This is a genomic window from Pseudomonas sp. R2-60-08W (genome assembly GCF_003852335.1).
Taxonomy (GTDB): domain Bacteria; phylum Pseudomonadota; class Gammaproteobacteria; order Pseudomonadales; family Pseudomonadaceae; genus Aquipseudomonas.
Map to the genome: position 1 here is coordinate 400,464 of NZ_CP027731.1, position 25,580 is coordinate 426,043.

Annotated in this window: 28 protein-coding genes and 1 tRNA gene; 16 read left to right on the forward strand and 13 right to left on the reverse strand. The window is 59.5% G+C overall.

What is annotated here, in order from left to right:
- The first annotated feature begins 8 nt into the window (after positions 1 to 8).
- The 5 genes from C4J90_RS01675 (at position 9) to C4J90_RS01695 (ending at position 2,873) form a co-directional block, all read left to right on the forward strand.
- Positions 9 to 671 carry a hypothetical protein gene (locus tag C4J90_RS01675; protein WP_124419073.1) on the forward strand — a complete coding sequence of 221 codons (663 nt, stop codon included), beginning with the start codon at positions 9 to 11 and terminating at the stop codon, positions 669 to 671.
- A complete protein-coding gene (locus C4J90_RS01680) occupies positions 646 to 885 on the forward strand; it encodes a hypothetical protein (protein ID WP_124419074.1) in 240 nt (79 codons plus the stop codon). Before C4J90_RS01675 ends, C4J90_RS01680 begins: the two co-directional genes overlap by 26 nt.
- A 5-nt stretch (positions 886 to 890) precedes the next feature.
- Entirely contained in the window at positions 891 to 1,352 is a 462-nt protein-coding gene (locus C4J90_RS01685; RefSeq protein WP_124419075.1) for a hypothetical protein, read from the forward strand.
- A gap of 169 nt (positions 1,353 to 1,521) precedes the next feature.
- A complete protein-coding gene (locus tag C4J90_RS01690) occupies positions 1,522 to 2,001 on the forward strand; it encodes a hypothetical protein (RefSeq protein WP_124419076.1) in 480 nt (159 codons plus the stop codon).
- Positions 2,002 to 2,642: 641 nt separating this feature from the next.
- Positions 2,643 to 2,873, forward strand: coding sequence for a hypothetical protein (locus tag C4J90_RS01695; protein ID WP_124360849.1), 231 nt, complete (start codon positions 2,643 to 2,645; stop codon positions 2,871 to 2,873).
- Between the two features lie 181 nt (positions 2,874 to 3,054).
- Here the strand turns inward: C4J90_RS01695 and C4J90_RS01700 are convergent, their stop codons facing one another.
- From C4J90_RS01700 to C4J90_RS01720, 5 genes are all read right to left on the reverse strand, one after another.
- Positions 3,055 to 3,726, reverse strand: a complete 672-nt coding sequence (locus C4J90_RS01700; protein ID WP_124360850.1) for a hypothetical protein — start codon at positions 3,724 to 3,726, stop codon at positions 3,055 to 3,057.
- 169 nt (positions 3,727 to 3,895) lie between these two features.
- A tRNA-Phe gene (locus tag C4J90_RS01705) sits at positions 3,896 to 3,971 on the reverse strand.
- Between the two features lie 103 nt (positions 3,972 to 4,074).
- Entirely contained in the window at positions 4,075 to 4,347 is a 273-nt protein-coding gene (locus C4J90_RS01710; RefSeq protein ID WP_124360851.1) for an oxidative damage protection protein, read from the reverse strand.
- Positions 4,344 to 5,411, reverse strand: coding sequence for an A/G-specific adenine glycosylase (gene mutY / locus C4J90_RS01715; RefSeq protein WP_124419077.1), 1,068 nt, complete (start codon positions 5,409 to 5,411; stop codon positions 4,344 to 4,346). Before mutY ends, C4J90_RS01710 begins: the two co-directional genes overlap by 4 nt.
- Positions 5,408 to 7,624, reverse strand: coding sequence for an AsmA family protein (locus C4J90_RS01720; protein ID WP_124419078.1), 2,217 nt, complete (start codon positions 7,622 to 7,624; stop codon positions 5,408 to 5,410). The genes mutY and C4J90_RS01720 overlap by 4 nt, the downstream gene beginning before the upstream one ends.
- 324 nt (positions 7,625 to 7,948) lie before the next feature.
- On the opposite strand from C4J90_RS01720, the gene C4J90_RS01725 reads away from it, so the two are divergent.
- The 7 genes from C4J90_RS01725 to C4J90_RS01755 all read left to right on the forward strand — a co-directional run bounded on the left by C4J90_RS01725 (position 7,949) and on the right by C4J90_RS01755 (position 13,809).
- Complete coding sequence (locus C4J90_RS01725; protein ID WP_124360854.1) at positions 7,949 to 9,610, forward strand: OFA family MFS transporter; 1,662 nt, start codon at positions 7,949 to 7,951, stop codon at positions 9,608 to 9,610.
- Positions 9,611 to 9,889: 279 nt separating this feature from the next.
- On the forward strand, positions 9,890 to 10,483 hold the full coding sequence (gene hisB, locus C4J90_RS01730; protein WP_003237513.1) for an imidazoleglycerol-phosphate dehydratase HisB: 594 nt from the start codon (positions 9,890 to 9,892) through the stop codon (positions 10,481 to 10,483).
- Positions 10,483 to 11,121, forward strand: coding sequence for an imidazole glycerol phosphate synthase subunit HisH (hisH, locus tag C4J90_RS01735; RefSeq protein ID WP_124419079.1), 639 nt, complete (start codon positions 10,483 to 10,485; stop codon positions 11,119 to 11,121). Before hisB ends, hisH begins: the two co-directional genes overlap by 1 nt.
- The gene (locus C4J90_RS01740) at positions 11,122 to 11,382 is read left to right on the forward strand and encodes a DUF2164 domain-containing protein (protein WP_122305409.1); all 261 of its coding nucleotides are present in this window, start codon (positions 11,122 to 11,124) and stop codon (positions 11,380 to 11,382) included.
- Positions 11,383 to 11,472: 90 nt separating this feature from the next.
- Positions 11,473 to 12,210, forward strand: a complete 738-nt coding sequence (hisA, locus tag C4J90_RS01745) for a 1-(5-phosphoribosyl)-5-[(5-phosphoribosylamino)methylideneamino]imidazole-4-carboxamide isomerase (RefSeq protein ID WP_027605077.1) — start codon at positions 11,473 to 11,475, stop codon at positions 12,208 to 12,210.
- A gap of 9 nt (positions 12,211 to 12,219) precedes the next feature.
- The gene (hisF, locus tag C4J90_RS01750) at positions 12,220 to 12,990 is read left to right on the forward strand and encodes an imidazole glycerol phosphate synthase subunit HisF (protein ID WP_003171107.1); all 771 of its coding nucleotides are present in this window, start codon (positions 12,220 to 12,222) and stop codon (positions 12,988 to 12,990) included.
- A gap of 63 nt (positions 12,991 to 13,053) precedes the next feature.
- Complete coding sequence (locus tag C4J90_RS01755; protein WP_124419080.1) at positions 13,054 to 13,809, forward strand: ABC transporter substrate-binding protein; 756 nt, start codon at positions 13,054 to 13,056, stop codon at positions 13,807 to 13,809.
- 164 nt (positions 13,810 to 13,973) lie between these two features.
- Here C4J90_RS01755 and C4J90_RS01760 read toward each other — a convergent pair whose 3' ends face one another.
- From C4J90_RS01760 to gpmI, 4 genes are all read right to left on the reverse strand, one after another.
- A complete protein-coding gene (locus C4J90_RS01760) occupies positions 13,974 to 14,747 on the reverse strand; it encodes a divergent polysaccharide deacetylase family protein (protein ID WP_124419081.1) in 774 nt (257 codons plus the stop codon).
- A gap of 1 nt (position 14,748) precedes the next feature.
- Positions 14,749 to 16,077 (reverse strand): S41 family peptidase, encoded by a 1,329-nt coding sequence (locus tag C4J90_RS01765; RefSeq protein WP_124360859.1) that lies wholly within the window; start codon positions 16,075 to 16,077, stop codon positions 14,749 to 14,751.
- Between the two features lie 30 nt (positions 16,078 to 16,107).
- Positions 16,108 to 17,403 carry a murein hydrolase activator EnvC gene (locus C4J90_RS01770; protein WP_124419082.1) on the reverse strand — a complete coding sequence of 432 codons (1,296 nt, stop codon included), beginning with the start codon at positions 17,401 to 17,403 and terminating at the stop codon, positions 16,108 to 16,110.
- Between the two features lie 258 nt (positions 17,404 to 17,661).
- On the reverse strand, positions 17,662 to 19,188 hold the full coding sequence (gene gpmI / locus C4J90_RS01780) for a 2,3-bisphosphoglycerate-independent phosphoglycerate mutase (RefSeq protein WP_124419083.1): 1,527 nt from the start codon (positions 19,186 to 19,188) through the stop codon (positions 17,662 to 17,664).
- Positions 19,189 to 19,339: 151 nt separating this feature from the next.
- Here gpmI and C4J90_RS01785 point away from each other — a divergent pair, with 151 nt between their 5' ends.
- Genes C4J90_RS01785 through secB form a run of 3 tightly spaced genes read left to right on the forward strand, consistent with a single transcriptional unit; the run spans position 19,340 to position 20,523 of the window.
- On the forward strand, positions 19,340 to 19,753 hold the full coding sequence (locus C4J90_RS01785; RefSeq protein ID WP_124360862.1) for a rhodanese-like domain-containing protein: 414 nt from the start codon (positions 19,340 to 19,342) through the stop codon (positions 19,751 to 19,753).
- Position 19,754: 1 nt separating this feature from the next.
- On the forward strand, positions 19,755 to 20,009 hold the full coding sequence (gene grxC / locus C4J90_RS01790) for a glutaredoxin 3 (protein WP_124365491.1): 255 nt from the start codon (positions 19,755 to 19,757) through the stop codon (positions 20,007 to 20,009).
- Between the two features lie 34 nt (positions 20,010 to 20,043).
- Positions 20,044 to 20,523: a protein-export chaperone SecB gene (gene secB / locus C4J90_RS01795; RefSeq protein ID WP_012721755.1), complete on the forward strand. Its 480-nt coding sequence runs from the start codon at positions 20,044 to 20,046 to the stop codon at positions 20,521 to 20,523.
- A 120-nt stretch (positions 20,524 to 20,643) separates the two neighbouring features.
- Here the strand turns inward: secB and C4J90_RS01800 are convergent, their stop codons facing one another.
- Positions 20,644 to 21,099, reverse strand: a complete 456-nt coding sequence (locus tag C4J90_RS01800) for a tRNA (cytidine(34)-2'-O)-methyltransferase (RefSeq protein ID WP_003171120.1) — start codon at positions 21,097 to 21,099, stop codon at positions 20,644 to 20,646.
- On the opposite strand from C4J90_RS01800, the gene C4J90_RS01805 reads away from it, so the two are divergent.
- Positions 21,098 to 21,538, forward strand: a complete 441-nt coding sequence (locus C4J90_RS01805; protein ID WP_124419084.1) for a hypothetical protein — start codon at positions 21,098 to 21,100, stop codon at positions 21,536 to 21,538. The two genes, C4J90_RS01800 and C4J90_RS01805, sit on opposite strands and share 2 nt — an antisense overlap.
- A 450-nt stretch (positions 21,539 to 21,988) precedes the next feature.
- On the opposite strand, the gene ntrC is transcribed toward C4J90_RS01805, so the two are convergent.
- The 3 genes from ntrC to C4J90_RS01825 all read right to left on the reverse strand — a co-directional run bounded on the left by ntrC (position 21,989) and on the right by C4J90_RS01825 (position 25,464).
- Entirely contained in the window at positions 21,989 to 23,425 is a 1,437-nt protein-coding gene (gene ntrC, locus C4J90_RS01815; RefSeq protein ID WP_008435682.1) for a nitrogen regulation protein NR(I), read from the reverse strand.
- Positions 23,422 to 24,507: a nitrogen regulation protein NR(II) gene (gene glnL / locus C4J90_RS01820; protein ID WP_005783937.1), complete on the reverse strand. Its 1,086-nt coding sequence runs from the start codon at positions 24,505 to 24,507 to the stop codon at positions 23,422 to 23,424. The genes ntrC and glnL overlap by 4 nt, the downstream gene beginning before the upstream one ends.
- A 372-nt stretch (positions 24,508 to 24,879) precedes the next feature.
- Positions 24,880 to 25,464, reverse strand: coding sequence for a chorismate mutase (locus tag C4J90_RS01825; protein ID WP_256658974.1), 585 nt, complete (start codon positions 25,462 to 25,464; stop codon positions 24,880 to 24,882).
- Positions 25,465 to 25,580 lie beyond the last annotated feature (116 nt).

The following is a 25,580-nucleotide window of genomic DNA, read 5'->3' on the forward strand; positions in this document are numbered from 1 at the left end:
AGGGATCCGTGGTTGGCGAGCCGGAAGGGGTACTTGATACGGTCAAGGGCATCGTGGAAGCTGTCGGTAGCCCGATAGAGACGTTTCGGGCATTGAGATCCGTGTTTCAAAGCGGGGATGTGCTGGGTAACGTCTCGGACGCCGTAAAGCAGTCCTACGTCGCACGAGTCGATAATCTGGAAGCGGAGTATGAGAGAGCCGGGGCGAGTGGATCGTTTAACGCAGGGCGTGAAACCGGGAAGCTGATAAGCGACGTGGTGGCTCTTGGAACGGGGGGTGGGGGAGCGCTAAAAAGCGGAGCCGTGTTCGTCGAAAAGGTCACTGCTAAGGTCGCTAAAGTGGAGTTGGCGGGTGCAAAAGGGGCGGGCGCAGGAAAGGCGCCATACACCTCGACTGTCTCGACGGATGCTGAGGCTGGCATGCCGTATACGCGCCCGATAAAGGAGGCTGGTGCAAAAGCTACTGGTGGCGCTGCCGGAAAGGTAGACGAGTTTATCCCTCCAGGAATGGATCGCCCATTCCGTCCTGTTAACCCAGAGTTTCCGCCGAGCAAATCTGTTGTTGATGCAATGGAGAGCCCGCAAATTAAAAATATGGTGGGTTGTTCAGGAACAGACTGTTCAGATATTGCAAGCAGGTTATTTGATGCTTCTGGTGGTAAAGGTTATTGAAGTTCGCCCTTCGAAAGTTGGCGATTTGAATGTTTTTGAGAATGGTATTAATGAACCGGGTCAGTTTTATCACCAAGTCTATACCGATGGTCGATATGTTTATGATCCACGGCTGTCCTCCAACCCTATCCCTAAGGGGGATTGGGAGCAGCATATTAAAAATATCGACCCAGGCGGAGTTTCAATCTCTGATAAGTTGAAGGGGTTAAAGTGATGGGTGTGACTAGGATTTTAGACTCGGAAGGTGAGCTGCTAAACATTCTTCATGACTTGAATGCACTTGAGTGGAGAAAGTATAGGCAACGTAATCCAGAAGTCTGGATGGGTGATCATTTTGAAAGAGAGGATCGTTCAAGATTTCCTCCATATATAGCTTTTCGATTTGAAAAAGAAAATACATATATTATAGGTGCTTTAAATGAGGTAATTGCTTCTTATGTTGGCTTGATTTCTTGGGTGCTGATAGGCTGTGAGCGTTATGCGTCCTCTGGCATGAACTGGGTAGTTCAGCCCGCACATATTAAGGAAGTAGAGGCTAAGGCCCAATCTTTAGGACTATCTTCTGAAATCTATCTTGCTGAGTATGAGCCTGAGTTTGGCTCTATTGCCTTTGAAGACTTGGCTGGATTAACTGAATATGTTCGTAAGAAATTCTCAGAGTTGAATATTTCCAGCCAATGAACTGTAGCGGCTGAATTCAGATTTTTCTCAGAATAATAAATCTGCTTCTTTTTTTACATGAGCAGGTGACGACAGATAAAGGTATTCCATTTATGGAAAAGCGCCTGAGCGATGGGCGTGGTGTGCGATTAAATTTAGGCGGGGCTTTTAAAGGGTTTGTCGACTAGTTATGAAAGAGTTTTACGAGGTTGTCCTAAGTGGCGTGGCTAAAGAGGATCTTCTTGCTCTCCTGAATATCTTGAAAAGTCACTCGGAACGCGTCGCTGCTGTAACGGCTTCACAAAAGCTCGACATTGAAAATAGGTTGTGTCTGGATCAGAAAATCGTTACGGGGCTTTGTGGGTTTGATGGTGATGTTTGTGTGACTGCTAAATTATATGGTTTTGATACGATATCTGCCCGCTCTGATTTTTTCGTACTACTTAGGATTATAAAGTATGGAAAGGATGTTAATGTGGAACTATGCTTTGATGATGCCTGCTTGATAGATGTTGATAGAGTCATGCTCGCGCTACAGAAATACTTACAAGGGATTTCTGATAAAATTCGCCTGGCGGAGTTTTATGGCGGCATGGAACCTGCCCGGGATTTAGAAACTCGGTACTTTACTAACGACATATTAGGGCCTCTGTTTGCTCGTGCCCGCTAACCGCTATTCATAAGTAATGAAGAAAAGGAGGCTGGAAGTGATCTATGAGAAATTTATTCCCTGATTTGTACTCTGACCTTGTTCCAGGTATATCAGCAGCAGGATTCTCTTTAGGTGAATCGTTTTCCAGCGTTAGCGAAAAAGTTGGGGAGGTTGAGTGGTAAGGTCCGGAAGTAGCTGTTCGTGACATTCTCCTTCAAAATAACTCTTGGGTCGGCATTAAGAGACGGATCGGTTTCGGTAATGAGTTCTTATCTTCATATCGATTTATGAATGAGGCCGTCTCGCTGCACTTCGAAAGTAGCGGAAGGCTTTATAGAATTGCCGTAGGTGAGGGGTATCTTGGAAAATTTAATAGTGTCAGCGTGGGGGATGATCTTCGGGCCTTAGAGATGGAGTTCGATGTTTTGTTTAATGATGCGGACGATGACTTCCTTATAAAGAAAAGTGGGAGCATATTGATGGGAATTAGTTTTGTTACAGACTGCAGAGCATCCTTGGAAGATGCGCCAGAACAAGTTATCAAATTTATATCAATACATGACTGGTCTTTTCGATAAGAATAGTGGGCAGATCACGTTCTTCAAATGTCCATCAAATAAATTTGCCAGCCAGAGAAGAGCTAAAGAGTTGGGGCAACGATGAGCATGGAAGACGTGGTGGCTGACAGGCTTGGAAGAATCGCTGCGGATGGGTTTGATATTTTTAAAGTATCAAAAGAAGCGCATGATATTTATCAAGATCCTAATTTTTTACTTACAAAAAAATTAGATCTTGCGTTGTTGTCACTAATGGTAATGATCGAGGGGCCAGAGTATGAGATGACAGAAAAAGAGTTTCATGAACTTTTATCTGATATTCGCCAAATGTAGTCTCTTCAATATACCTATGTCAGGCGTTATCGACACCGGCCTTGCGCTGGTGTTTTTGCACGTGCGCCAGGCATGGCGCGCTGCGCGCGAGCGCAACCAGCTTGGCTGTGGTGGCCTCGCTGGTGACTGACAGTCCTCTACACACCCGGCAAGCCCATCCGAATGCCCTTAGAAAACCCTTCTACTTACAACGAAACCCCTCCGGCATCGTAACCGTGTAATTACGCTGCACCCGATCCTGAAAATTCAGATTGCGCAGCCCCTGCTCCACCAAAAAGGCTTCCACCTTCGCGGGCTGGCAGTCGTCGTTATAGGACGATGCCCGCAGCAGATACACCGCGCGCTTGCTCGTTTCATCCCGGGCGGTGGCCCTGAAGGTGGTGAGGGTGGTGTAACCGGTGCGCTCAGAGGTGCCCACAGGGCCGTAGGTGGTGTTTGGGGTGCTGGTGCAGGTCAGCTGGTCGGTTTTCTTTTTGTTCTTCTTGCACTCGGTGGTGGTGCTGTTTGCCACCTGGCCGTATTCGGTGGCGGTATAGCGGTAGGTGACTTGCTTGCTGTCGACGTCCAGGGTGACGGTCATTTTGATGGGGGTGTGGTTTTTGGGCAGGGTGGTGTCGGTGAAGACATTCTGAAAGCCCTGGTCCTTCATGGCGCTGACCATGTCGCGCAGGTAGTAGCGGGCGTTGAGTGCGTTTTCGTCGCTGCCGCCGGTGGATGTCACCAGTACCGTGGCCTGGCGGTCGAAGTGGTAGTCGGGGTCAGGTGTTGCGTTGATCGCTACGTCCATTTGCGTGGCGCATCCACTGAGCATTGCGGTCAGTAGCAGTAGCGTGCAGAGCAAGAAGCGGGTCATGAAGGAAACCTTACAGCGGCGAATTGGGTAAAGGCTGAACGATCGGGCCCAGCGAAAAAACCCTCAATCGTCTTGCTGCGACACCGTGACGCCGTCAGGTCGGTCGCCATCAAATCGCAGGCAATAAAAAACCCCAAGGAACATGGTTCCTTGGGGTTTTTCGGTATTTTGGTGCCCAGAGACGGAATCGAACCGCCGACACGGGGATTTTCAATCCCCTGCTCTACCGACTGAGCTATCTGGGCAACGGGGCGCATTAAACGGGTTTTTCAGGGGGTCGTCAAGCAAGTTTTCAAAAAATATTTAATTATTACCGTCGCTTACGTGCCGACCCCGGTTTTTGATCAATTATTGAGCAGGCGGAACGTAACCTTCGGCTTGGGCGTATTCCTCGCCGGAAAAGAACTTGTCCATTTCGCCCTGCAGGTATTTGCGGTCTTCGGCGTTCATCATGTTCAAGCGTTTTTCGTTGATGAGCAGGGTCTGGTGTTTTTGCCAGTCGCCCCAGGCTTTGGCGGAGACGTGGTCGTAGATGTCCTGGCCCTTGGCACCCGGAAAAGGGGCGCGTTCGAGTGCGGGCAGTTCTTCTTTGTACTTGCGGCACATGATGGTGCGGGTCATGACGACTCTCCTGCGTTCAATACTTCAGCCGCGCGCTTCAGCAGTTTTTTTACCGGGGCGGCAAGGCCCAGGCGCGGCGGGGTGGCGAGGTTATACCAGAGCCAGTCGGCCTCGGCCACGTGATGGGCGCTTTCCTCGACCTGGACCAGCCAGGGTTCGATGGCCAGCTGGAAGTGGCTGAAGGTGTGGATCAGCCCCGGCAGTTCCTGGTGCTTGCCCAATGCCAGTGCGTGCTGGTTGGCCAGATGATCGAGGTCTTCCAGGTCGTCCAGCTCCGGCAGGCTCCACAAACCGCCCCACAGGCCCGTGGAGGGGCGACGGTAAAGCAGGATCGCGCCTTCGGCATTGGCCAGCATCGGCATCAGCGTGCGTTTCTGGGGGATGGTCTTGCGTGGTTTGGGGATCGGGTAGCGCGTTTCCAGGCCGAGCATGTGCGCTTCGCAGCCTTTTTCCAGCGGGCACAGCAGGCAGCTGGGTTTGCTGCGGGTACAAAGGGTCGCGCCCATGTCCATCATCGCCTGGGTGTAGGCGTTGACGCGGTCATGGGGCGTGAAGCGCTCTGCGGTGGCCCACAGCTGCTTGGCGACCTTGGGTTCGCCTGGGTAGCCCTCTTGCGCGGTAAAGCGTGCCAGCACGCGTTTTACGTTGCCGTCGAGGATCGGCGCGCGCAGGCCCATGCTCAGGCTGGCGATCGCTCCGGCGGTGGACAGGCCGATGCCGGGCAGCTCGGTGAGCTTTTCGACATCCCTGGGAAACTCGCCACCGTAGTCGGCTACCACGATCTTTGCGGTTTTTTGCAGGTTACGCGCCCGGGTGTAGTAGCCCAGGCCGGTCCACAGGTGCAGCACTTCGTCTTCCGGCGCGGCGGCCAGGGCTTCGACCGTCGGCAGGGACGCCATGAACCGGTCGAAGTAATTGAGCACGGTGCTGACCTGGGTCTGTTGCAGCATGATTTCCGACACCCACACCCGATAAGGCGTAATGCCCTGTTGCCAGGGCAGGTCGTGGCGACCATGGCGGTCGTACCAGTCGAGTACCGCCTCTGAAAACTGCTCGTCTCTCATCGGTTGAACAAGCCTTTCAGTGCGTCTTTGAGCTTTGGATTCACTTTGTCGAGCTTCTCTTCGAGCTTCTCGTTGAGGCGATTGCCCGCCGCCTTGATGGCGACCTGGCCAAGCCCGTCCTTGTCCAGGCGGCAGGCCTTGGCGCCCAGTTCCAGCGGGCCACGGCAACGCAGCGGCACTTCGATGCCCTGGAAGTTGGCGCCGACCTGGCAGGCCGGGTCCGGCACGTCGCGCTGGTCGCCTTCGACGATGATGCCCACGCGGTAGTCCATGCCCAGCACGCGCAGGTCGACATCGCCATCGCCGTTGAGCGTCAGCCCCGGAATGCGCACCTTCAGGTCAGGGTTGCTGGCCACGCCATTGCGGAACGTCAGGTTGCCGCGCAGTTCCTGGAAGGGCGTGTCCTTGCCTTGTGGCGTGGTGCTCAGGGTCTTGCGGTTGAGCAGGGCGATACCGGTACACAGTTGCTGCTCGATGTTGGCGTTGAGCAACACACCGTTGTTGATCACGACGTTGGCGGTACCGTTGAGGCTGTCGATCAGGGCCTTCTGGCTGTTGCCTCGACCACTCAGGTTGCTGTCGAGGGTGATCAGGCCTTTGACCGGCGGGGTTTTCCCCTGGGCCTGCAGGATGCGTTCGACGGGCACTTGCTTGATATGGCTTTGCAGCGCCAGCAGCGGGATGTCCTGGCGCACGTCGAGGCTGCCGTTGGCCTGGAACGTACCGTTGTAGAGGCCGCCGCTGAGGCTGTCGAGCTTGAGCTGGCCGTCGATGCCGGAGGCTTTCAATACTGCATTCTGGATTGGCAACTGGCTCAAGGTCAGCTGACCAAAGGCGAGGTCTGCGTTCACATCCAGGCTGCGCAGGCGGGTCAGCGGCAGCAGTTTGTCGCTGCTCCAGGCGCCCTTGGTCGGCGCTTCCGGCAGCGGTGTGGTGCCGCCGGCGGCCATTGCCCCGGCTTCGCTGCTCTGCACTTCGGCCTGGCGTGCGGCGGTGGCGCCTTTGGCGGCTTCGGATTTGGCCGGCAGGTAATTGTCGGCGTTGAAGGTATCGCCCTTGAGCTGCACGCGCAGGGACTGCTTGGCGAAATCATCCACGGCGACGCGACCGGTGAAGGTGCTGCCGTCGAGTTTCAGGTTGAGGTCTTCCAGCGCAACGCTGGTCGGCGTGCCCTGGACGCGGCTGACCAGTTCGACTTTGCTCAGGCTGCCCGGCGCCATGGCCGGCAGCGGGTGGCCGACGCTCTCCAGAAACTTCGCCAGGTCGAACTGGGCGACCGACAACGCGCCGCTGACCTGCGGGGTTTTGTCCAGGTCATTGACCCGCAGTTCGCCCAAGGCGCGCAATTGGTTGGCCGAGAGTTTCAGGTTGGTCCATTCGGCGAAGTTGGCCGCCAGGTCCACCAGCACCTGGCCCTGGGTGGAGAAGGTCAGGGTCTTGCCTTGCAGGGGCTCGCCGGTAGCTTCGCCACTCAGGCGCATGTCTTCGAACTGGTAGCGCTTGAGGGCGCGTTGGATGCGTAGATTGCCGTTCAGCTCGGTCTTGAGCCGCATGACCGGTTGGTTGCTGCCCAGGAACGCGGTGAGTTTCAGCGGGATGTTGGCGCCTTCGTGGATCGCGCCGGCACTGAGCTGGATGCTTTCGGCGCTGAACTGCTTGCCGGTCTGTTCATCGTTGTATTCAACGCGGGCGTTGTTGATGGTCAGGCTGTCGATGTCCAGGCGGATCGGCTGCGGCGGTTTTTCCGGCTTGGTTTCAGCAACCGGCTCGACCGGCGCGGGAGCGGGGGTACCCGTGGGTTCATCGGGCAGGTTCTTGCCGATGTCTTCCCAGTTGCCGTGGCCGTTCTTGTCGCGGTTGAGGCGCAGGTTCAGGCCTTCGACGCGCACATCGCTCATCTGCACTTCGCGGCGCAGCAGCGGCAGCACGCGTACCGACAGGCCGAGCATCTGCAGGTCGGCGAATGGTTGGGTCGGGTTGGTCAGGGTCGCCACCCCGGCTTCGTGCAGCTCCAGGCCCAGCCAGGGGAACAGGCTCCAGCCGATGTCGCCATTGAGCGTCAGCTCGATGTGGGCTTTGTCGCGGGCAATCTGGCGAATTTCTTCTTTGTAGTCGTTGGGATCGAAGAGGTGGGTCAGGGCAAAGCCGAGAGCCACAATGATCAGCAACAGCCCGAGAAATACCAGACCCAGGATTTTGCCGAACGCTTTCATGGGCGAGTCCTTGTATGTCGATTTCAAAATTTAGCCGCAGAGTATAACGCCCGACGGCCTGCATCAGTTCGTGGATCGTTACATTGTATCTACGACCGCCGAAACAAGATTCTGGCGTCAAAAAAAACCGATTTGCTGAAAAAAGTGATGTCACTTTGGTTTTTCTCGCGCCCGCAAGTGCTAATCTCTGCGCGTTCGTCCGCCTTCTGCGACCTATCGTCGCGCCAAAATGGAGTTTCACCCAAAAAAACGGCCACGCTTTGCGTGCAAGGCCGAGGGGGAGAGCGCCTGACGGACGCATACCAATAACTGGGGGAAACACCAATGAGCACTAGCACTGCGGCCGATATCAACGCCGCACAGCCTGCGTTCCTGTCCAAGGAACGCATTATCGCCAAGCCCGGCTTCAACCGCTGGCTGGTTCCGCCGGCCGCCCTGGCCATTCACCTGTGCATCGGCATGGCCTACGGTTTCTCGGTGTTCTGGTTGCCGCTGTCCAAGGCGCTGGGTATCACTGCGCCGGTCGCCTGTGCGCCGGACATGGGCTTCATCGCCCAGGTCTTTTCGTCCCAATGCGACTGGCCCATCTCCATGCTGGGCTGGATCTACACCCTGTTCTTCATCTTCCTGGGCTGCTCGGCAGCAATCTGGGGCGGCTGGCTGGAACATGCCGGGCCACGCAAGGCCGGTGTCGTGTCCGCACTGTGCTGGTGTGGTGGCCTGCTGATCTCGGCCTTGGGTATTTATACCCACCAGATCTGGCTGATGTGGATCGGCTCCGGGGTCATTGGCGGTATCGGTCTGGGCCTGGGCTATATCTCGCCGGTATCGACCCTGATCAAGTGGTTTCCGGACAAGCGCGGCATGGCCACCGGCATGGCGATCATGGGTTTCGGTGGCGGCGCGATGGTCGGTGCACCGCTGGCCGCAGCACTGATGGGCCACTTCGCTTCGCCGACCAGCGTGGGCGTATGGCAGAGCTTTTTGGTGATGGCTGCGATTTACTTCGTGTTCATGATCGGCGGCGCACTCTCGTATCGCGTGCCGCCGACCGGCTGGAAGCCTGAGGGCTGGACCGCGCCGGCGAAAAAAGCCAGCAACGCGATGATCACCCACCGTCATGTGCATGTGAACGTGGCGTGGAAAACCCCGCAATTCCGTCTGGTATGGCTGGTGCTGTGCCTGAACGTGTCGGCCGGTATCGGCATCCTCGGCATGGCGTCGCCACTGCTGCAGGAAGTGTTCGGCGGCAAGCTGCTGGGTGTGGATGTGCCGTTTGGTCAGCTGGATGCCGGGCAACTGGCGTCGATTGCAGCCATCGCGGCAGGCTTCACCGGGTTGTTGAGCCTGTTCAACATCGGTGGCCGGTTCTTCTGGGCGTCGTTCTCCGACTACCTGGGCCGTAAAAACACCTACTTCGTGTTCTTCGCCCTGGGCTTTGCCCTGTACGCGCTGATCCCGAACCTGGGGCACCTGGGCAACGTGGCGCTGTTCGTGGCGGCGTTCTGCATCATCCTGTCGATGTACGGCGGTGGTTTTGCGACGGTGCCGGCTTACCTGGCCGACCTGTTCGGTACGCAAATGGTCGGCGCGATCCATGGCCGCCTGTTGACCGCCTGGGCTGCGGCCGGCGTGCTGGGCCCGGTGTTGGTGAACTACCTGCGTGAATATCAGCTGAGCATCGGCGTCGAGCGCGCTGCGGCCTACGACATCACCTTGTACATCCTCGCTGGCCTTCTGGTGCTGGGCTTTATCTGCAACCTGCTGGTGCGTCCGGTCGCTGACAAGTACTTCATGACCGACGCCGAACTTGCCGCCGAACAGGCGCTGGGCCATGACAAAGGTGCTGATGCCAGCACTTCCCTGGAGTGGAAAGCGGCTCCCGGCACCGTGCCCATGGCGATCGCCGCCTGGCTGGTGGTGGGCATTCCGCTGGCGTGGGGTGTGTGGGTGACCCTGCAGAAGACGGCTGTACTGTTCCACTAACACTGCAAAACCTTTGTGCCTGATCGTTCCCGCGCTTCGCGTGGGAATGCATCCCGTGACGCTCCGCGTTACCAGCGCGCAGGCTCTGAGTCTTACACCCGTTGGCGGGACGCGGAGCGTCCCAGGCGGCATTCCCACGCAGAGCGTGGGAATGATCTTCGCGCACCATGCTGGGGCGCTTTGATCAACTCGTCAGTCTTATCCCCTCCGATGTTTCTGTTTAGCGCCCGCGCCCCTATAATGGCTGCCTTTTTCGCCCAATGATTTGCGGAGCTGGTGATGGTCGAACGTATGGCGTCCGTCGAGCGCGACACTCTGGAAACCCAGATCAAAGCCTCGATCAACCTGGATGGCACCGGAAAGGCCCGATTTGATATCGGTGTCCCTTTTCTTGAGCACATGCTGGACCAGATCGCCCGTCACGGGCTGATCGACCTGGATATCGTCAGCAAGGGCGACCTGCATATCGACGACCACCACACGGTGGAAGACGTAGGCATCACCCTCGGCCAGGCATTTGCCAAGGCCATCGGCGACAAAAAAGGCATTCGTCGCTACGGCCACGCCTATGTCCCACTGGATGAAGCGCTGTCGCGCGTAGTCATCGACTTCTCCGGCCGCCCAGGCCTGCAGATGCACGTGCCCTACACCCGCGCCACCGTGGGCGGCTTTGATGTCGACCTTTTCCAGGAATTCTTCCAGGGTTTCGTCAACCACGCACTCGTCAGCCTGCACATCGACAACCTGCGCGGCACCAACACCCACCACCAGATCGAAACCGTGTTCAAGGCCTTTGGCCGCGCGCTGCGCATGGCCGTCGAGCTCGATGACCGCATGGCCGGGCAAATGCCGTCGACCAAGGGCGTTTTGTAATGCAGACGGTCGCGGTTATCGATTACGGCATGGGTAACCTGCACTCGGTGGCCAAGGCCCTCGAGCACGTCGGGGCCGGCAAGGTGCTGATCACCAGCGATGCCAGCGTGATCCGCGAGGCCGACCGCGTGGTGTTCCCAGGCGTGGGCGCGATTCGCGACTGCATGGCCGAGATCCGCCGTCTGGGCTTTGACAGCCTGGTGCGTGAAGTCAGCCAGGACCGCCCGTTCCTCGGCATCTGCGTGGGTATGCAAGCCTTGCTCGACAGCAGTGAAGAGAACGACGGCGTTGACTGCATCGGCCTGTTCCCAGGCCAGGTGAAGTTCTTTGGCAAGGGCCTGCATGAAGACGGCGCCCACCTGAAAGTCCCGCACATGGGCTGGAACGAAGTGCGCCAGAGCATGGATCATCCGCTGTGGCACGAAGTGCCGGACATGGCGCGCTTCTACTTCGTGCACAGCTACTACATCGCCGCCGGTAAACCGGAGCAGGTGGTGGGCGCCGGGCACTACGGCGTCGACTTCGCCGCCGCGCTGGCCGACGGTTCGCGCTTTGCCGTGCAGTTCCACCCGGAGAAGAGCCATACCCATGGCCTGCAATTGCTGCAGAACTTTGCCGCGTGGGACGGTCGCTGGTAAATGGCCAAGAAGCCCAAGCCGCCGATCTTGAACCTCACGCCCGAGCAGGAGCGTGAGGCTACCGACAAGATCAAGCGCTTCATGGAGGACCGCTTCGAGCTCAAGCTGGGCTCGTTCGAGGTCGCCGAGATTCTTGAGCTGTTCACCACCGAAGTGGCGCCGCACTATTACAACAGGGCGATTTTCGATACGCAGACGCTCCTTAAAGAAAGGTTCGAAAGCATCGAAAGCGACTTGTGGTCGCTTGAAAAGAGCAGCTGAGAGCGTCAAGCCCCAAGCTGCAAGAATTGATACGCGTGCTTGCTTGCAGCTTATAGCTTGCAGCTTGCAGCTCTTTGACGAAGGAAAAGCATGCTCATTATCCCCGCTATCGATCTCAAGGACGGCGCCTGCGTACGTCTGCGCCAAGGCCGCATGGAAGATTCCACCGTGTTCTCCGATGACCCGGTGAGCATGGCTGCCAAATGGGTGGAAGGGGGCTGCCGTCGTCTGCATCTGGTGGACTTGAACGGCGCCTTCGAAGGCCAGCCGGTCAATGGCGAGGTGGTCACCGCCATCGCCAGGCGCTACCCGAACCTGCCGATCCAGATCGGCGGCGGCATCCGTTCCCTGGAAACCATCGAGCACTACGTCAAGGCTGGCGTGAGCTACGTGATTATCGGCACCAAGGCCGTGAAAGACCCGGCCTTCGTTGCCGAAGCCTGCCGCGCCTTCCCAGGCAAAGTGATCGTGGGCCTGGACGCCAAGGACGGCTTCGTCGCCACCGACGGCTGGGCTGAGATCAGCACCGTGCAGGTCATCGACCTGGCCAGGCAGTTCGAAGCCGACGGCGTGTCTGCCATCGTTTATACCGACATCGCCAAAGACGGCATGATGCAGGGCTGCAACGTGCCGTTCACCGCTGCTCTGGCGGCGGCGACGAAGATTCCGGTGATCGCGTCCGGTGGTATCCACAACCTGGGCGATATCAAGTCGCTGCTGGACGCCAAGGCGCCTGGCATCATCGGCGCCATCACCGGCCGCGCGATCTACGAAGGTACCCTGGACGTCGCCGAAGCCCAGGCTTACTGCGATGCCTACAACGGCTGAGGACTGACCATGGCGCTGGCCAAACGCATCATCCCTTGCCTGGACGTCGACAACGGTCGCGTGGTCAAGGGCGTCAAGTTCGAGAACATCCGGGATGCCGGCGACCCGGTGGAAATCGCCCGTCGCTACGATGAGCAAGGTGCCGACGAAATTACCTTTCTCGACATCACCGCTAGCGTCGACGGCCGCGACACCACCTTGCACACCGTCGAGCGCATGGCCAGCCAGGTGTTTATCCCGCTGACCGTGGGCGGCGGCGTGCGCACCGTGCAAGACATCCGCAACCTGCTCAATGCCGGCGCAGACAAGGTCTCGATCAATACCGCCGCGGTGTTCAACCCGGAGTTCGTCGGCGAGGCCGCGCAGCACTTCGGCTCGCAGTGCATCGTGGTTGCCATCGACGCCAAGAAAGTCTCCGGCCCTGGCGAAACCCCGCGTTGGGAGATCTTCACCCATGGCGGGCGCAAGCCCACCGGTTTGGACGCGGTGGAATGGGCGATGAAAATGGAAGGCCTGGGCGCCGGTGAAATCCTGCTGACCAGCATGGACCAGGACGGCATGAAAAACGGCTTCGACCTGGGCGTGACACGCGCCATCAGCGACGCGCTGGGCATCCCGGTGATCGCTTCCGGCGGGGTCGGCAACCTGCAGCACCTGGCCGATGGCGTCATCGAAGGCCACGCCAGCGCGGTGCTGGCGGCGAGTATTTTCCACTTCGGCGAATACACGGTCCCCGAGGCCAAGGCCTACATGGCCGCGCGCGGTATCGTCGTTCGCTAAACGCTGGACACCATGGCAGGCTCGCGGCACTCTCTGCGCTTGCCATGGATTCCGGTAGCCTTCATGTTCAAACACCTGCTGCTCGCCCTCGCCAGTTCCTCCATGCTCATGGTGGCTACGGCACACGCCGAAGAATCGTCCGACGCCTCTCTGGTGTTGCTGACGGAAAATTTCCCGCCCTACAACATGGCGAAGAACGGCAAGAATTTCGCCAAGGACGAGAACATCGAAGGCATCGCCGTGGACATCGTGCGTGAAACCTTCAAGCGCGCCGGCATTTCCTACAATCTCACGTTGCGGTTTCCTTGGGAGCGAATCTACAAACTCGCCCTGGAAAAGCCTGGCTATGGCGTGTTCGTCATGGCGCGTTTGCCGGACCGTGAAGCCTTGTTCAAATGGGTCGGCCCGATCGGCCCGGACGACTGGGTGCTGCTGGCCAAGGCTGACAGCAAGATCCAGCTCGACGGCCTTGAGCAGGCGCGCCGCTACAGGATTGGCGCCTACAAGGGCGATGCCATTGCCCAGAGCCTGGACAAGCAGGGGCTCAAGCCGATTGTCGCCTTGCGTGACCAGGATAATGCGCAAAAGCTCATGGAGGGCCAGATAGACCTGTGGGCCACCGGCGATCCTGCTGGGCGTTACCTGGCGCGGCAAGTAGGGGTGAACGGGCTCAAGACCGTACTGCGCTTCAACAGTGCGCAGCTTTACTTGGCGTTGAACAAGGATGTGCCGGATGAATTGGTGGCCAGGCTTCAGGCCGCGCTGGATGAATTACGCAAGAGCGGCCGAGTAGACGAAATCATGGCGCGTTACCTCTAAAGTTGGCAGTTCCCATGCAGCGCAGGGGAATCAGCAGAATAAACGCGGTCAAAAATGTGGGAGGGGGCTTGCCCCCGATGGCGGAGTGTCAGTCAATACATTAGGGGCTGGCCCACCGCATCGGGAGCAAGCCCCCTCCCACATTGGATCTTCGCAGCCTTCATTTAGCGGTAAATGCCGTCTTTGCCGTGCCCGGCCATTGCCCGGTTACTGCGCACACTGATCATCAATTTGATATCAATCCACTCCACACCCTGGGCCTTGAGCTTGGGCAGCTCGCGCTCGAGCACCGCCAGCGTTTGCGGATAAGTATGCCCGATCATCACGGCCGAACCCTGCTTGTGCGCCAGCTTGATTGCGGTTTGCAACTGCGTGGTAATCGCCGCCTCGGTGCGTTCGTCATCCAGGAACACATCCCGCGAAACATGCGCCAAACCGATTTTCTGCGCCTCAGCCGCAGCCACCGTTTGTGCGCTGGTACGGCTGTCCACAAAAAACTTGTGGCGCCGCTGCAGCTCGCCCATTAACCAGGCCATTGCCTGCGGCTGCGCCGTCATGCGGCTGCCCATATGATTATTGATGCCAGCGGTGTAGGGCACGGCCTCGAACGCCGCGTTCAGACGCTTGCCCAGCTCTTCGATCGACAGCTCGGGGTGCCAGGCAAACGGCCCGGTGGCCGGGTCCATGGGCATGTGCAGGATGACAATCTTGCCGGCCTTGTGGGCTTCGCGGGCGAATTCGGCGGCGTGAGGGGTGTCGGGCATGATCGCGGTGGTGACCGGCCCAGGCAGGGCCAGCACGCGACGATCCCTGGGCAGGTTTTGCCCCAGGTCGTCGATGATCAGGGTCAGGTAGGCTTTGTGCGGCTCGCCGGCCGGCGTCGCTTTGGCGAATCCGGCCAGGCTGCACAGCACGGCGATAATCAGTACAACACGCATATCAACGGCTGCGCGTGATGCTCAGGCCCTTGAGCAGGCTCAGCGCCTGGGCCAACTGGTAGTCGTCGTCCTGCGGCATCGGCTTGGCTTTGGCGCCGCTGCCGGTCGGCTGGTCGGCCCCGCCGTTGCCATTGCCCAGGTGGCCTTGCAGATCGGCTTCCTTGTAGTACTCGCTGTCGATCTCGTTGGTGATCTTGGCCCTGCGCACTTCGATGTCCGGCACGATGCCCTGGGCCTGGATCGAGCGCCCATTGGGCGTGTAGTACAGCGCCGTGGTGATCTTCAGCGCACGCTCGTTATTGAGCGGCAGCACCGTTTGCACCGAACCTTTACCGAAGCTGGTGGTGCCCATCAGCACGCCGCGCTTCTGGTCTTGCAGGGCGCCGGCGACGATCTCCGATGCCGAGGCGCTGCCGCCGTTGATCAGCACGGCCAGTGGCACGTTCTCGCTGAGGTCGTTGCCGGTGGCCGAGAAACGCAACTCGGAATTGGCGATACGGCCCTTGGTGTAAACGATCAGGCCCTTGGTGATGAAGTGGTCGACCACTTCCACCGCTGACTGCAACACGCCGCCTGGGTTGTTGCGCAGGTCGAGCACGATGCCGTTGAGCTTCTTGCCGTTGTCCTTGCGCAGCTTGGCCAGGGCCTTGGCCACTTCGTCGCCGGTCTTGACCTGGAACTGGGTGATGCGGATGTAACCGTAGCCCGACTCCAGCAACTGGCTCTTCACGCTCTTGACCGTGATGGTCGCGCGGGCCAGGGTCACGTCGAACGGGTTGCCGCCGTCGCGCACCAGGGTCAGGGTGATTTTCTGGCCGAGCTTGCCGCGCATCTTGTCGACGGCTTCGGTCATGGATTGGCCGCGGGTCGGCTGGCCGTTGATCTTGACGATCAGGTCGCCGGCCTGGATGCCAGCCTTGGACGCTGGGGTGTCGTCGATGGGCGAGACCACTTTGATCTGGCCGTCTTCGGAGCCCACTTCGATGCCCAGGCCGCCGAACTCACCGCTGGTGCTTTCCTGCAGTTCGGCAAAGTCTTCCGGGCCCAGGTAGGCGGAATGCGGGTCGAGGTTGCTGAGCATGCCCTTGATGGCATTTTCCAGCAGGGTCTTGTCGTCTACGGGTTCGACATAGGCTGCCTTGATCCGGTCCATGACCTCGGCAAAGGTGCGCAGCTCGTCCAGCGGCAACGGCGCCTTGGTGGTCGCGGCAGAGGTCGCGGCCGGGGCGGCGGGTGCAGCCGGTGCGGCCTGATCGGCGAAAGCCAGAGGCGCGCCGATCACCAGGGCGATCGTCAGGGCCAGCGAAGTGAGGCGGGACAAATGCAGCATGTCGAACGAACTCCTAATGTAGATGCGACCCTATCCTTGGGATCGGCACCATTGTGCGGGATCGCTCGGGCGACCCTGCTGACGAATAGCGAAGTACAGCGCCGGCGTGTCCTGGCCACCACTGTTACCGACAGTGGAGATGGATTCACCGGCTTTTACCACATCACCTGCCGACTTGAGTAACGTCTGATTGTGGCCATAAAGGCTCAAATAGCCATTACCGTGGTCGAGAATCACCAGCAAACCGGCCCCGCGCAGCCAATCGGCGAACACCACACGCCCGCCGTGAACGGCGTGGACCTGGCTGCCGGCAGAGGCGCTGATCATCACCCCATCCCACTTGGCGCGGGTGTCATCGCCACGGGTTTCCCCGAAGCGTGCCAGTAGTCGACCATCAACGGGCCATGGAAGTTTTCCGCGAGCCGAAGCAAAAGGCCCGCCGAACGACTCGCCACTGCTGGAAACCAATGGGCCAGGCGCTGCATGTGCCGGCTTGCGTGGGGCCGGCGCATCGGTAATGGCTGCCAGTTCGGCCTCACGCTGGCGCTTTTTTTCGGCTTCCTGCTGGGCGATCAGCGCTTTTTGTCGCGCTTCTTCGGCCTCGCGTGCCTGGCGGGCCAGGGTTTCTTCGATAGTCTTGAGCACTTTGGCCAAATCGGCCTGGTCTTGCTCGCGCGCTTGCAGCTTGGCGTCGCGGGCTTTCACGTCGTCGTTGAGCTTGGCCAGGGCTTGCTGGCGTTCCTTGCGGACTTTATCGAGTTCGTTGCGCTGGGTGTCGAGTGCGGTTTTCTGGTCGAGCAGCTGTGCCTGCTGGTCGTTGATCTCCTGCTCGACATTGGCCAACTGGCGCAGGGTTTCGTTGAAGCTCTTCAATTGCGCCAAGCGCGCCTGGCTCACGTAATCGTAATAGGTGAGGGTGCGGGCGAATTTTTCCGGGTTCTGCTGGTTGAGCAGCAGCTTGAGGTATTCCTGGCGGCCGCTCTGGTAGGCGGCGCGGGCCTGGATCGCGATCAGGCGTTGCTGCTCAACGCGTGCGCTCTGGAGTTTTTTTTTCTCAGCGTCGAGTCGCTCCAGTTCCGACTCGCTCTTCTTTAATTCTTTTTGCAGCTCCTGGACCTGCTTCTCCAGCTTGCCCATTTCGGTTTCCGTGCCGCGCAGGTCTTTCTGCACGCCGGATTTCTCTTCCTGGAGCTTGCCGAGCAGTTTTTTCAGCTCGGTAATGTCCTGACGCGTAGCGTCCAACTGTTGTTGGGTTTGTGCGCGCTCATCGGCAAATGCCGGTTGGAGCAGGCAGACAAGAGCAAGGGTAATCAAGGCGCGAAGCATAGAGGCGGGCGACACCAGGGGAAAGGGACGGCCTAGTATGCCCGCCAAGCGCTGCAAAAAAAACGCCCAATTGGGGCTGGCGGGCAAGATAGGTGCCGAGTGGCGGTGGTATGGCAAAAAGATATCTACCAAACGCTGCAAAGCTAATGTGGGAGGGGGCTTGCCCCCGATTGCGGTGGGTCAGCTAAATAGGTGCTGGCTGAGCCACTGCTATCGGGGGCAAGCCCCCTCCCACACTGTTTTGTGGTGTGTTTTGGATTAGACCAGGATCGAGGTCCCAGTCATCTCTTTCGGCTTCTCCAGCCCCATCAACATCAGCATGGTCGGCGCCACATCCGCCAGTACGCCGCCGTTACGCACTTTGAAGTCGCGCTTGCCGACGTAGATGAACGGCACCGGTTCGGTGGTGTGGGCGGTGTGGGCCTGGCCGGTGGATTCATCGGACATCTGCTCGCAGTTGCCGTGGTCCGCCGTGATCAGCGCTTCGCCACCGACCTTGTCCAGGGCATCGACAATGCGACCGACGCACAGGTCCAGGCATTCCACGGCCTTGACCGCCGCTTCCAGGTTGCCGCTGTGACCGACCATGTCGCCGTTGGCATAGTTGACCACGATCACGTCGTAACGCTGATGCTCGATGGCGTCGACGATCTTGTCGGTGACTTCCGGTGCGCTCATTTCTGGTTGCAGGTCGTAGGTGGCGACTTTGGGCGAAGGGATGAGGATGCGCTCCTCGCCCGGGAACGGTTCTTCACGTCCGCCGGAGAAGAAGAAGGTCACGTGGGCATATTTTTCGGTTTCGGCAATGCGCAGTTGCGTCTTGCCGTTTTTCGCCAGGTAGTCGCCCAGCACGTTTTCCAGGCTGCCCGGCGCGAATGCCGAGGGGGCCGGGATATTGGCAGCGTATTGGGTCAGCATGACGAACTCGACCTTCGGCTGGCGCGCGCGTTCGAAGTCTTTGAAGCCGTCGTCGACAAACACATGGCTCAGCTCACGGGCACGGTCGGCGCGGAAGTTCATGAACACCATGGCGTCGCCGTCTTCGACCTTCACCGGCTCGCCGATGGTGGTGGCCTTGACGAATTCATCGCTCTCGCCACGCGCGTAGGCGGCTTCCAGGCCTTGTTGGGCGGTAGCGGCGTTGAATTCGGCCTGGCCGTCGACGATCAGGTTGTAGGCTTGGGCTACGCGGTCCCAGCGGTTGTCGCGGTCCATGGCGAAGTAGCGGCCCACGATGCTGGCGATACGGCCCTTGCCCAGGGCGGCGAAGGTGGTGTCGAGCAGTTCGATGGACGACTGCGCGCTTTTGGGCGGGGTGTCGCGGCCATCGAGGAAGGCGTGCAGGTAGATCTTGTCGGCGCCGCGCTTGAAGGCCAGTTCGGCCATGGCCACCAGGTGGTCCTGATGGCTGTGCACGCCGCCATCGGACAGCAGGCCCATGAAGTGCACGGCCTTGCCGGCGGCGACGGCTTTATCCACCGCAGCGCAGATGGTCGGGTTCTCGAAGAACTCGCCATCGCGGATCGCTTTGGTCACACGGGTGAAGTCCTGATAGACCACTCGTCCGGCGCCGAGATTCATGTGGCCGACTTCCGAGTTGCCCATCTGGCCGTCCGGCAGGCCCACGTCCATGCCGGAACCGGAGATCAGGCCGTTGGGTACGGTGGCGGTGAGGCGGTCCAGCACGGGCTTGTTCGCTGCGTACACAGCGTTGTCGTGGTGGCTTTCACTGTGTCCGAAGCCATCGAGAATAATCAGGACCAAAGGTTTAGGCGTGGTAGTCATAGATCCTCTCGCGGCGGTAATAAAGGAAGACAATGGAAAAGGGAGTGGCAGTTTAAAGCGAAGTTCCAACCGCGTCACCGCTTTACGGGGGTTGGCCGCCCCTGGCGGCTGTGTATACTTACCGCCATTTTAACGCCCTGGAACCTCCTTGATGGTTGATCACCTGATTGCATTTGCCACTGCCCACTATCTGCTCGTGGGTGCCTTCGTCATCCTGCTGGCGCTGCTGATCGCTCACGAATTGAGCCGTGGTGGCCGCAGCCTGAGCACGTCGGAGCTGACCGCGCTGGTCAACAAGGATGAAGCGGTTGTCGTGGATATCCGCCCGGCCAAGGATTTCGCCGCCGGCCATATCGTCGGCGCCCTGAACATTCCCCAGGACAAGCTGATGGCGCGCCTGGGCGAGCTGGAAAAGCACAAGGCCAAGACCATCATTCTGGTCGACGCCCAGGGCCAGCATTCCGGCACTCACGCGCGTGAAATGCTCAAGGCCGGCTTCACCGCCGCCAAACTGTCCGGCGGTATCGGCAGCTGGAAGGCCGATAACCTGCCGCTGGTGAAGTGATATGAGCCAGGTTGTCGTGTATTCCAGCGATTATTGCCCTTATTGCGTGCGAGCCAAGGCTTTGCTGGGTAAGAAGGGCGTTGCCTTCGAAGAGATAAAAGTCGATGGCAAGCCCCAGGTGCGCGCCGAAATGGCCCAGAAGGCAGGGCGCACGTCGGTCCCGCAGATCTGGATCGGCACCCGGCACATCGGTGGCTGCGACGACCTGTTTGCCCTTGAGCGCGCCGGTAAACTTGATGCGCTGCTGTCCGCCTAACCCCTAAAAGCCCCAAGATAGAGAAGGATCTGCGATGACTGATCAACAGAACACCGAAGCAGCAGAAGCCCAAGGCCCACAGTTTTCGCTGCAGCGCATCTATGTGCGTGACCTGTCGTTCGAAGCACCGAAAAGCCCGGCCATCTTCCGCCAGGAGTGGACCCCAAGCGTTGCGCTGGACCTGAACACCCGTCAAAAAGCCCTGGAAGGTGACTTCCACGAAGTCGTGCTGACCCTGTCGGTCACCGTCAAGAACGGCGAAGAAGTGGCCTTCATCGCTGAAGTGCAGCAGGCCGGTATCTTCCTGATCCAGGGCCTGGACGAAGCGTCCATGAGCCACACCCTGGGCGCGTTCTGCCCGAATATCCTGTTCCCGTACGCCCGTGAGACCCTGGACAGCCTGGTCACCCGTGGCTCGTTCCCGGCGCTGATGCTGGCACCGGTGAACTTCGATGCCCTGTACGCTCAAGAGCTGCAGCGCATGCAACAGGAAGGTTCGTCGACGGTTCAATAAGTCGATGCGGTAAAAAATGTGGGAGGGGGCTTGCTCCCGATGGCGGTGGGTCAGCTACAGATATGCTGGCTGATATACCGCTATCGGGGGCAAGCCCCCTCCCACATTTGCTCTGCGGTGTTACTTGAAGCCGAGTTGGCGCCAGCCTTCATAGACCGCCACGGCGACGGTGTTCGACAGGTTCAGGCTGCGGCAGCCTTCGCGCATCGGCAAGCGCAGGCGATGGCCGTCGGGCAGGGCGTCGAGCACTTCGGCCGGCAGGCCCCGGCTCTCCGGGCCGAACAGAAACGCGTCGCCCTCGGCGAAGCTGGCATCATGAAACGGCCGCGAGCCCTTGGTGGTAAACGCGAACAAGCGCGGGTGGCCCAGGCTCTCCAGGCAGCTTGCCAGGTCGGCGTGGCGCTTGAGGGTGGCGTACTCGTGGTAATCCAGCCCGGCGCGGCGCAGGCGTTTATCGTCCATGTCGAAGCCCAGCGGCTCGATCAAATGCAGGTGGCAGCCACTGTTGGCGCACAGCCTGATAACGTTGCCGGTATTCGGCGGAATTTCTGGTTGAAAAAGGATGACGTGAAACATGCACGGCTCCGAAGGTAAAGATGCGCTGCATTCTACCCCCGAAGACGACCCGAGGCCGAAGCTATTGCCACGGGTGCTCGGCTCACTGGCGATTGTCGGCTTGATGATTGGCTTGATGATTGGTCGCTTGACCACTGCGGACCCGGTCGAGCTGCAACAGGTGGAAGCTGCGGCGGACGGTTTGGTGGTGTGGTTCAACAGCGAACCCAAGCTGCACGGCGAGCATATCGACGGCACCGTGGCGCTGCTGTTCGACGCGCAGGGCAATGCCGCCAGTGGGCAACTCAAGGTCAATGACAAGGACGTGAACTGGCGCATCCGCAAGACCGACAGCGGCTTGCTGCTGAACCTGGTGGCGGCTCGGCCATTACGCGGGGAGTGGAAGGGCGAAGAGGTCGATGACCGCTGGCGGCTGGAGATCCATCTCCACGAACAATAAAAGAGGGAGTTCCCGGCCTGCCTGTACCAGGGCTCCCAAAACGGGGTGAAGCCTAGGGCTTCGGTGTTAAAGAGGGGATTCTCGGCCTGCCTGTACCAAGGTCCCCGAAACTGGGTAGTACAAGAGTTATTGCAGGGGGCGTGCCAGAGTTTGCAATTGGCGCCATAAAAACTTGCAAGAAAGCGCAAAGCCCCGGAATTCGGGGCTTTGGTGGTTTCAGCTTTGGAGAGTTTTTCAGTCGTAGCAATCTTTCGGGTGCCGGCTCCATGCCCGATGCCGGTTCATGGTGCATTGAATCAGTGCATGACTATGAGCCTTATGAAGATCCAAATGTGGGAGGGGGCTTGCTCCCGATAGCGGTAGATCAGACACAGATGTTGTGACTGAACCACTGCTATCGGGAGCAATCCCCCTCCCACATTGGATCTTCGGTGGATCAGAGAGCGGTGATCATGCCTCGTCACCTTCGTCGTCATCCCCGCCGTCGACCTTCATCCCCAGCTCCTTGATCTTGCGCGTCAGGGTATTACGCCCCCAACCCAGCAGCACGGCGGCATCGCGACGGCGGCCAGCGGTGTGCTTCAGTGCGGTCTCGATCATGATCCGCTCGAACGCCGGCACGGCGCTGTCCAGCAGGTTCGACTGGCCGCGTGCCAGGGCCTGGTCGGCCCATTGGCGCAGTGCCTGTTCCCAGTTGGTGACCGGTGCCGAATCCTGCGGCAGGCTCAGCAGTTCCGGCGGCAGGTCGCTGATATGCACTTCGCGCCCGGAGGCCATCACCGTGATCCAGCGGCAGGTGTTCTCCAGCTGGCGTACGTTGCCGGGCCATGGCAAGTTCTTCAGGTATTCCTCGGTCTCGCTCTTGAGCAGCTTCGGCTCGACGGCCAGCTCCTGGGCGGCGCGGCTGAGGAAGTGACGGGCGAGGGTAGGGATGTCTTCGCGGCGGTCCGACATGCGCGGGATGTGGATGCGGATCACGTTGAGGCGATGGAACAAGTCCTCGCGGAATTTGCCGGCGTGTACCAGGGTTTCCAGGTTCTGGTGGGTCGCCGCGATGATGCGTACATCCACCTTGACTGGCGTATGCCCGCCGACGCGATAGAACTCACCATCGGCCAGCACCCGCAGCAGGCGGGTCTGGGTATCGGCTGGCATGTCGCCGATTTCATCGAGGAACAGGGTGCCGCCGTCCGCTTGCTCAAAGCGCCCGCGCCGCAGGTTGGCCGCGCCGGTGAACGCGCCTTTTTCATGGCCGAACAGCTCGGACTCCATCAGGTCTTTCGGGATAGCCGCCATATTCAACGCGATAAACGGCGACGCCGCCCGAGGGCTGTGACGGTGCAGCGCGTGGGCGACCAGCTCTTTACCGGTACCCGACTCGCCGTTGATCAGCACGGTGATGTTGGAGTGGCTCAAGCGCCCGATGGCGCGAAACACTTCCTGCATCGCCGGCGCTTCGCCGATGATTTCCGGCGTGCGCGTCAGGGCCGGCGGGGCTTCCTGGTTCTGCTGTTCCTGGGCGTGCTGGTTGGCGCGCTTGACCAGCGCCACCGCCTCATCCACATCGAACGGCTTGGGCAGGTACTCGAAGGCGCCGCCCTGATACGACGCGACAGCGCTGTCCAGGTCCGAGTGCGCCGTCATGATGATCACCGGCAGGCGCGGATGCTGTTCGCGAATCCGCGCCAGCAGGTCCAGGCCGCTGGCGCCGGGCATGCGGATATCGGAGATGATCACATCCGGCTGCTGGCGAGCCAGGCGGCTCATTACACCGTCGGCGCTGTCGAAGCTCTGGGTGGTCATGCCTTCCTGTTGCAAGGCTTTCTCCAGGACCCAGCGGATAGAACGGTCGTCATCGACGATCCAGACAGTTTCACTACGGCTCATGTCGTGGGGGCTCCTTGTTCCAATGGCAGGAAGATCGAGAACGTGGTGTGGCCGGGATGGCTCTCACATTCGATCAGGCCCTGATGCTGGCTGATGATGTTCTGGGTAATGGCCAGGCCCAGCCCGGTACCGTCCGGGCGGCCACTGACCATGGGGAAGAAAATGGTTTCCTGCAGCTCCGCAGGAATGCCCGGGCCGTTGTCGATGATTTCGACCTTGGTCACCAGGCGATGGCGCACATGGCCAATGGTGAACTGGCGCAGGGCGCGGGTGCGCAGGCTGATGCGGCCCAGGCGCAACTCGTTCTGGCTGCTGATGGCCTGCATGGCGTTGCGCACGATATTGAGCACCGCCTGGATCATCTGCTCACGGTCGATCAAGACATCGGGGATGCTGGGGTCATAGTCGCGCACCAGGGTGATGCAGCCCTGGCTTTCGGCCTCGACCAGTTGGCAGACGCGCTCCAGCACTTCGTGCACGTTGGTCATCGCCAGCGACGGCAGCTTGTTGGAGCCGAGCATGCGGTCCACCAGGTTGCGCAGGCGGTCGGCCTCTTCAATGATGACGTTGGTGTAGTCCTTGAGATGCTCCTCCGGCAGCTCGCGGGCCAGCAACTGCGCCGCGCCGCGAATGCCGCCCAGCGGGTTCTTGATCTCGTGGGCCAGGCCGCGCACCAGCATCTTGCTGGTTTCCTGCTTGGACAGCTGCGCCTCCTCCTTGGTGATGCGCAGCAGGCGGTCGCGGGGGTGTACTTCGAGCAGCAGCAGGGTCGCGCCATTGCTCAGGATCGGCGTCACTGCGTAGTCGACGGTCAAGGTCTGGCCAGTGAGGGCGGTGAGCATCGCTTCACGCTTGGTGAACGGGTGTGCCTGCTCCACGGCCTGGCGCAACGAGCTCAGGGCTTCGGCCGACTCGGTGAACAATTCGCTGATGAACTGCCCATGGCTGCGCTGGCCGCTGATAGCCAGGAGCATCTCCGCCGCCGGGTTCATGTACTCAAGGCGCAGGTCCGCGTTGAGCAGGATGGTCGCAGTGGTCAGGTTGTCGAGTAACAAACGGTGCAGTGCATCACTGATGGTCATCAGGACCTCTTTTGGAGCAAGGCGCAGGCTTGAGGCACACGCTGATACAAGGAAAATGCAAAAACCAAACCAAGGCTCCGAAAAGAAGCGTTAAAGCCCTGAAATAAGGGGTTCAGGCGCGAAACTGTGGCGTTCCGCCAGCTTGTTCGGGAAGAATCGAACCAAAATGGGCTGGATCGCTGGGATGGGTGCAACCTATCGCACCAATATAGTGCGTTTTGAGAAAGTCTGTTCAGGAAGCTGAATGCACCCAAATCCAATGTGGGAGGGGGCTTGCTCCCGATAGCGGTGTATCAGCTGTTAAATATGCTGACTGACACTCTGCTATCGGGAGCAAGCCCCCTCCCACAGTTTTGACTGGGTTTGCACGCGTTAACCTTTGTAAACGCACAGCTCGGCGGTGGCGCGGATCATTGCCAGTTGGCGCAGCGGGTCATTGAGTGGTTCATGCACCGCCTCGGCAAGCCATTGGGGGCATTGAGGATCTGTGCGCAGGGGTGTGAAGTCGGCCAACTGCTGCAGCAGGCGTTTTTGCAGCTCATCCAATCGCGGGCGAATCTGCTTGACCAGGTCCGGACGCGGATCGTCGGGGGCCTTGCCCTGGAATTGCCAGTCGGACAAGTGGGTGTACTGCACCAGTTTGTTTGCCTCGATCTGCGCCGAGAAAAATTGCTCGGCGGCGGCGGGGTCCAGTTTGTAGCTCGGCGCTTGGGCGACGACGCTGGCAATCACTTCCTGCTCGCGCCTTTTATCTTCCACGGGTTTATGGCTGTCCCATTTGCTCAAGGCCACCTGGTCGGCGATCTCCAGGCGTTCGGCGATGCTGTTGAGCAGCGGCTCGAGCGTGGGCGGGGCGGCGCAAGCACCGGCACTGACGAACAGCAGAGCGAACACAAGTCTATGTTTCAACGCAGATCTCCTGTGGGAGGGGGCTTGCTCCCGATGACGGTGTGCCAGTCATACCTATACTGCCTGACACTCTGCCATCGGGGGCAAGCCCCCTCCCACATTTTTTATTGGGTTTGAACATGTAAAGCAGCGTAATTCCCAAGCAAAAAAAGACCTCCCGAAGG

Bases quoted from the DNA above. Each gene is read 5' to 3' on its own strand.
- C4J90_RS01680 (WP_124419074.1), top strand. From the start codon at position 646: ATGCTTCTGGTGGTAAAGGTTATTGAAGTTCGCCCTTCGAAAGTTGGC.
- C4J90_RS01690 (WP_124419076.1), top strand. From the start codon at position 1,522: ATGAAAGAGTTTTACGAGGTTGTCCTAAGTGGCGTGGCTAAAGAGGAT.
- C4J90_RS01695 (WP_124360849.1), top strand. From the start codon at position 2,643: ATGAGCATGGAAGACGTGGTGGCTGACAGGCTTGGAAGAATCGCTGCG.
- C4J90_RS01700 (WP_124360850.1), bottom strand. From the start codon at position 3,726: ATGACCCGCTTCTTGCTCTGCACGCTACTGCTACTGACCGCAATGCTC.
- C4J90_RS01710 (WP_124360851.1), bottom strand. From the start codon at position 4,347: ATGACCCGCACCATCATGTGCCGCAAGTACAAAGAAGAACTGCCCGCA.
- mutY (WP_124419077.1), bottom strand. From the start codon at position 5,411: ATGAGAGACGAGCAGTTTTCAGAGGCGGTACTCGACTGGTACGACCGC.
- C4J90_RS01720 (WP_124419078.1), bottom strand. From the start codon at position 7,624: ATGAAAGCGTTCGGCAAAATCCTGGGTCTGGTATTTCTCGGGCTGTTG.
- C4J90_RS01725 (WP_124360854.1), top strand. From the start codon at position 7,949: ATGAGCACTAGCACTGCGGCCGATATCAACGCCGCACAGCCTGCGTTC.
- hisB (WP_003237513.1), top strand. From the start codon at position 9,890: ATGGTCGAACGTATGGCGTCCGTCGAGCGCGACACTCTGGAAACCCAG.
- hisH (WP_124419079.1), top strand. From the start codon at position 10,483: ATGCAGACGGTCGCGGTTATCGATTACGGCATGGGTAACCTGCACTCG.
- C4J90_RS01740 (WP_122305409.1), top strand. From the start codon at position 11,122: ATGGCCAAGAAGCCCAAGCCGCCGATCTTGAACCTCACGCCCGAGCAG.
- hisA (WP_027605077.1), top strand. From the start codon at position 11,473: ATGCTCATTATCCCCGCTATCGATCTCAAGGACGGCGCCTGCGTACGT.
- hisF (WP_003171107.1), top strand. From the start codon at position 12,220: ATGGCGCTGGCCAAACGCATCATCCCTTGCCTGGACGTCGACAACGGT.
- C4J90_RS01755 (WP_124419080.1), top strand. From the start codon at position 13,054: ATGTTCAAACACCTGCTGCTCGCCCTCGCCAGTTCCTCCATGCTCATG.
- C4J90_RS01760 (WP_124419081.1), bottom strand. From the start codon at position 14,747: ATGCGTGTTGTACTGATTATCGCCGTGCTGTGCAGCCTGGCCGGATTC.
- C4J90_RS01765 (WP_124360859.1), bottom strand. From the start codon at position 16,077: ATGCTGCATTTGTCCCGCCTCACTTCGCTGGCCCTGACGATCGCCCTG.
- C4J90_RS01770 (WP_124419082.1), bottom strand. From the start codon at position 17,403: ATGCTTCGCGCCTTGATTACCCTTGCTCTTGTCTGCCTGCTCCAACCG.
- gpmI (WP_124419083.1), bottom strand. From the start codon at position 19,188: ATGACTACCACGCCTAAACCTTTGGTCCTGATTATTCTCGATGGCTTC.
- C4J90_RS01785 (WP_124360862.1), top strand. From the start codon at position 19,340: ATGGTTGATCACCTGATTGCATTTGCCACTGCCCACTATCTGCTCGTG.
- grxC (WP_124365491.1), top strand. From the start codon at position 19,755: ATGAGCCAGGTTGTCGTGTATTCCAGCGATTATTGCCCTTATTGCGTG.
- secB (WP_012721755.1), top strand. From the start codon at position 20,044: ATGACTGATCAACAGAACACCGAAGCAGCAGAAGCCCAAGGCCCACAG.
- C4J90_RS01805 (WP_124419084.1), top strand. From the start codon at position 21,098: ATGCACGGCTCCGAAGGTAAAGATGCGCTGCATTCTACCCCCGAAGAC.
- C4J90_RS01800 (WP_003171120.1), bottom strand. From the start codon at position 21,099: ATGTTTCACGTCATCCTTTTTCAACCAGAAATTCCGCCGAATACCGGC.
- ntrC (WP_008435682.1), bottom strand. From the start codon at position 23,425: ATGAGCCGTAGTGAAACTGTCTGGATCGTCGATGACGACCGTTCTATC.
- glnL (WP_005783937.1), bottom strand. From the start codon at position 24,507: ATGACCATCAGTGATGCACTGCACCGTTTGTTACTCGACAACCTGACC.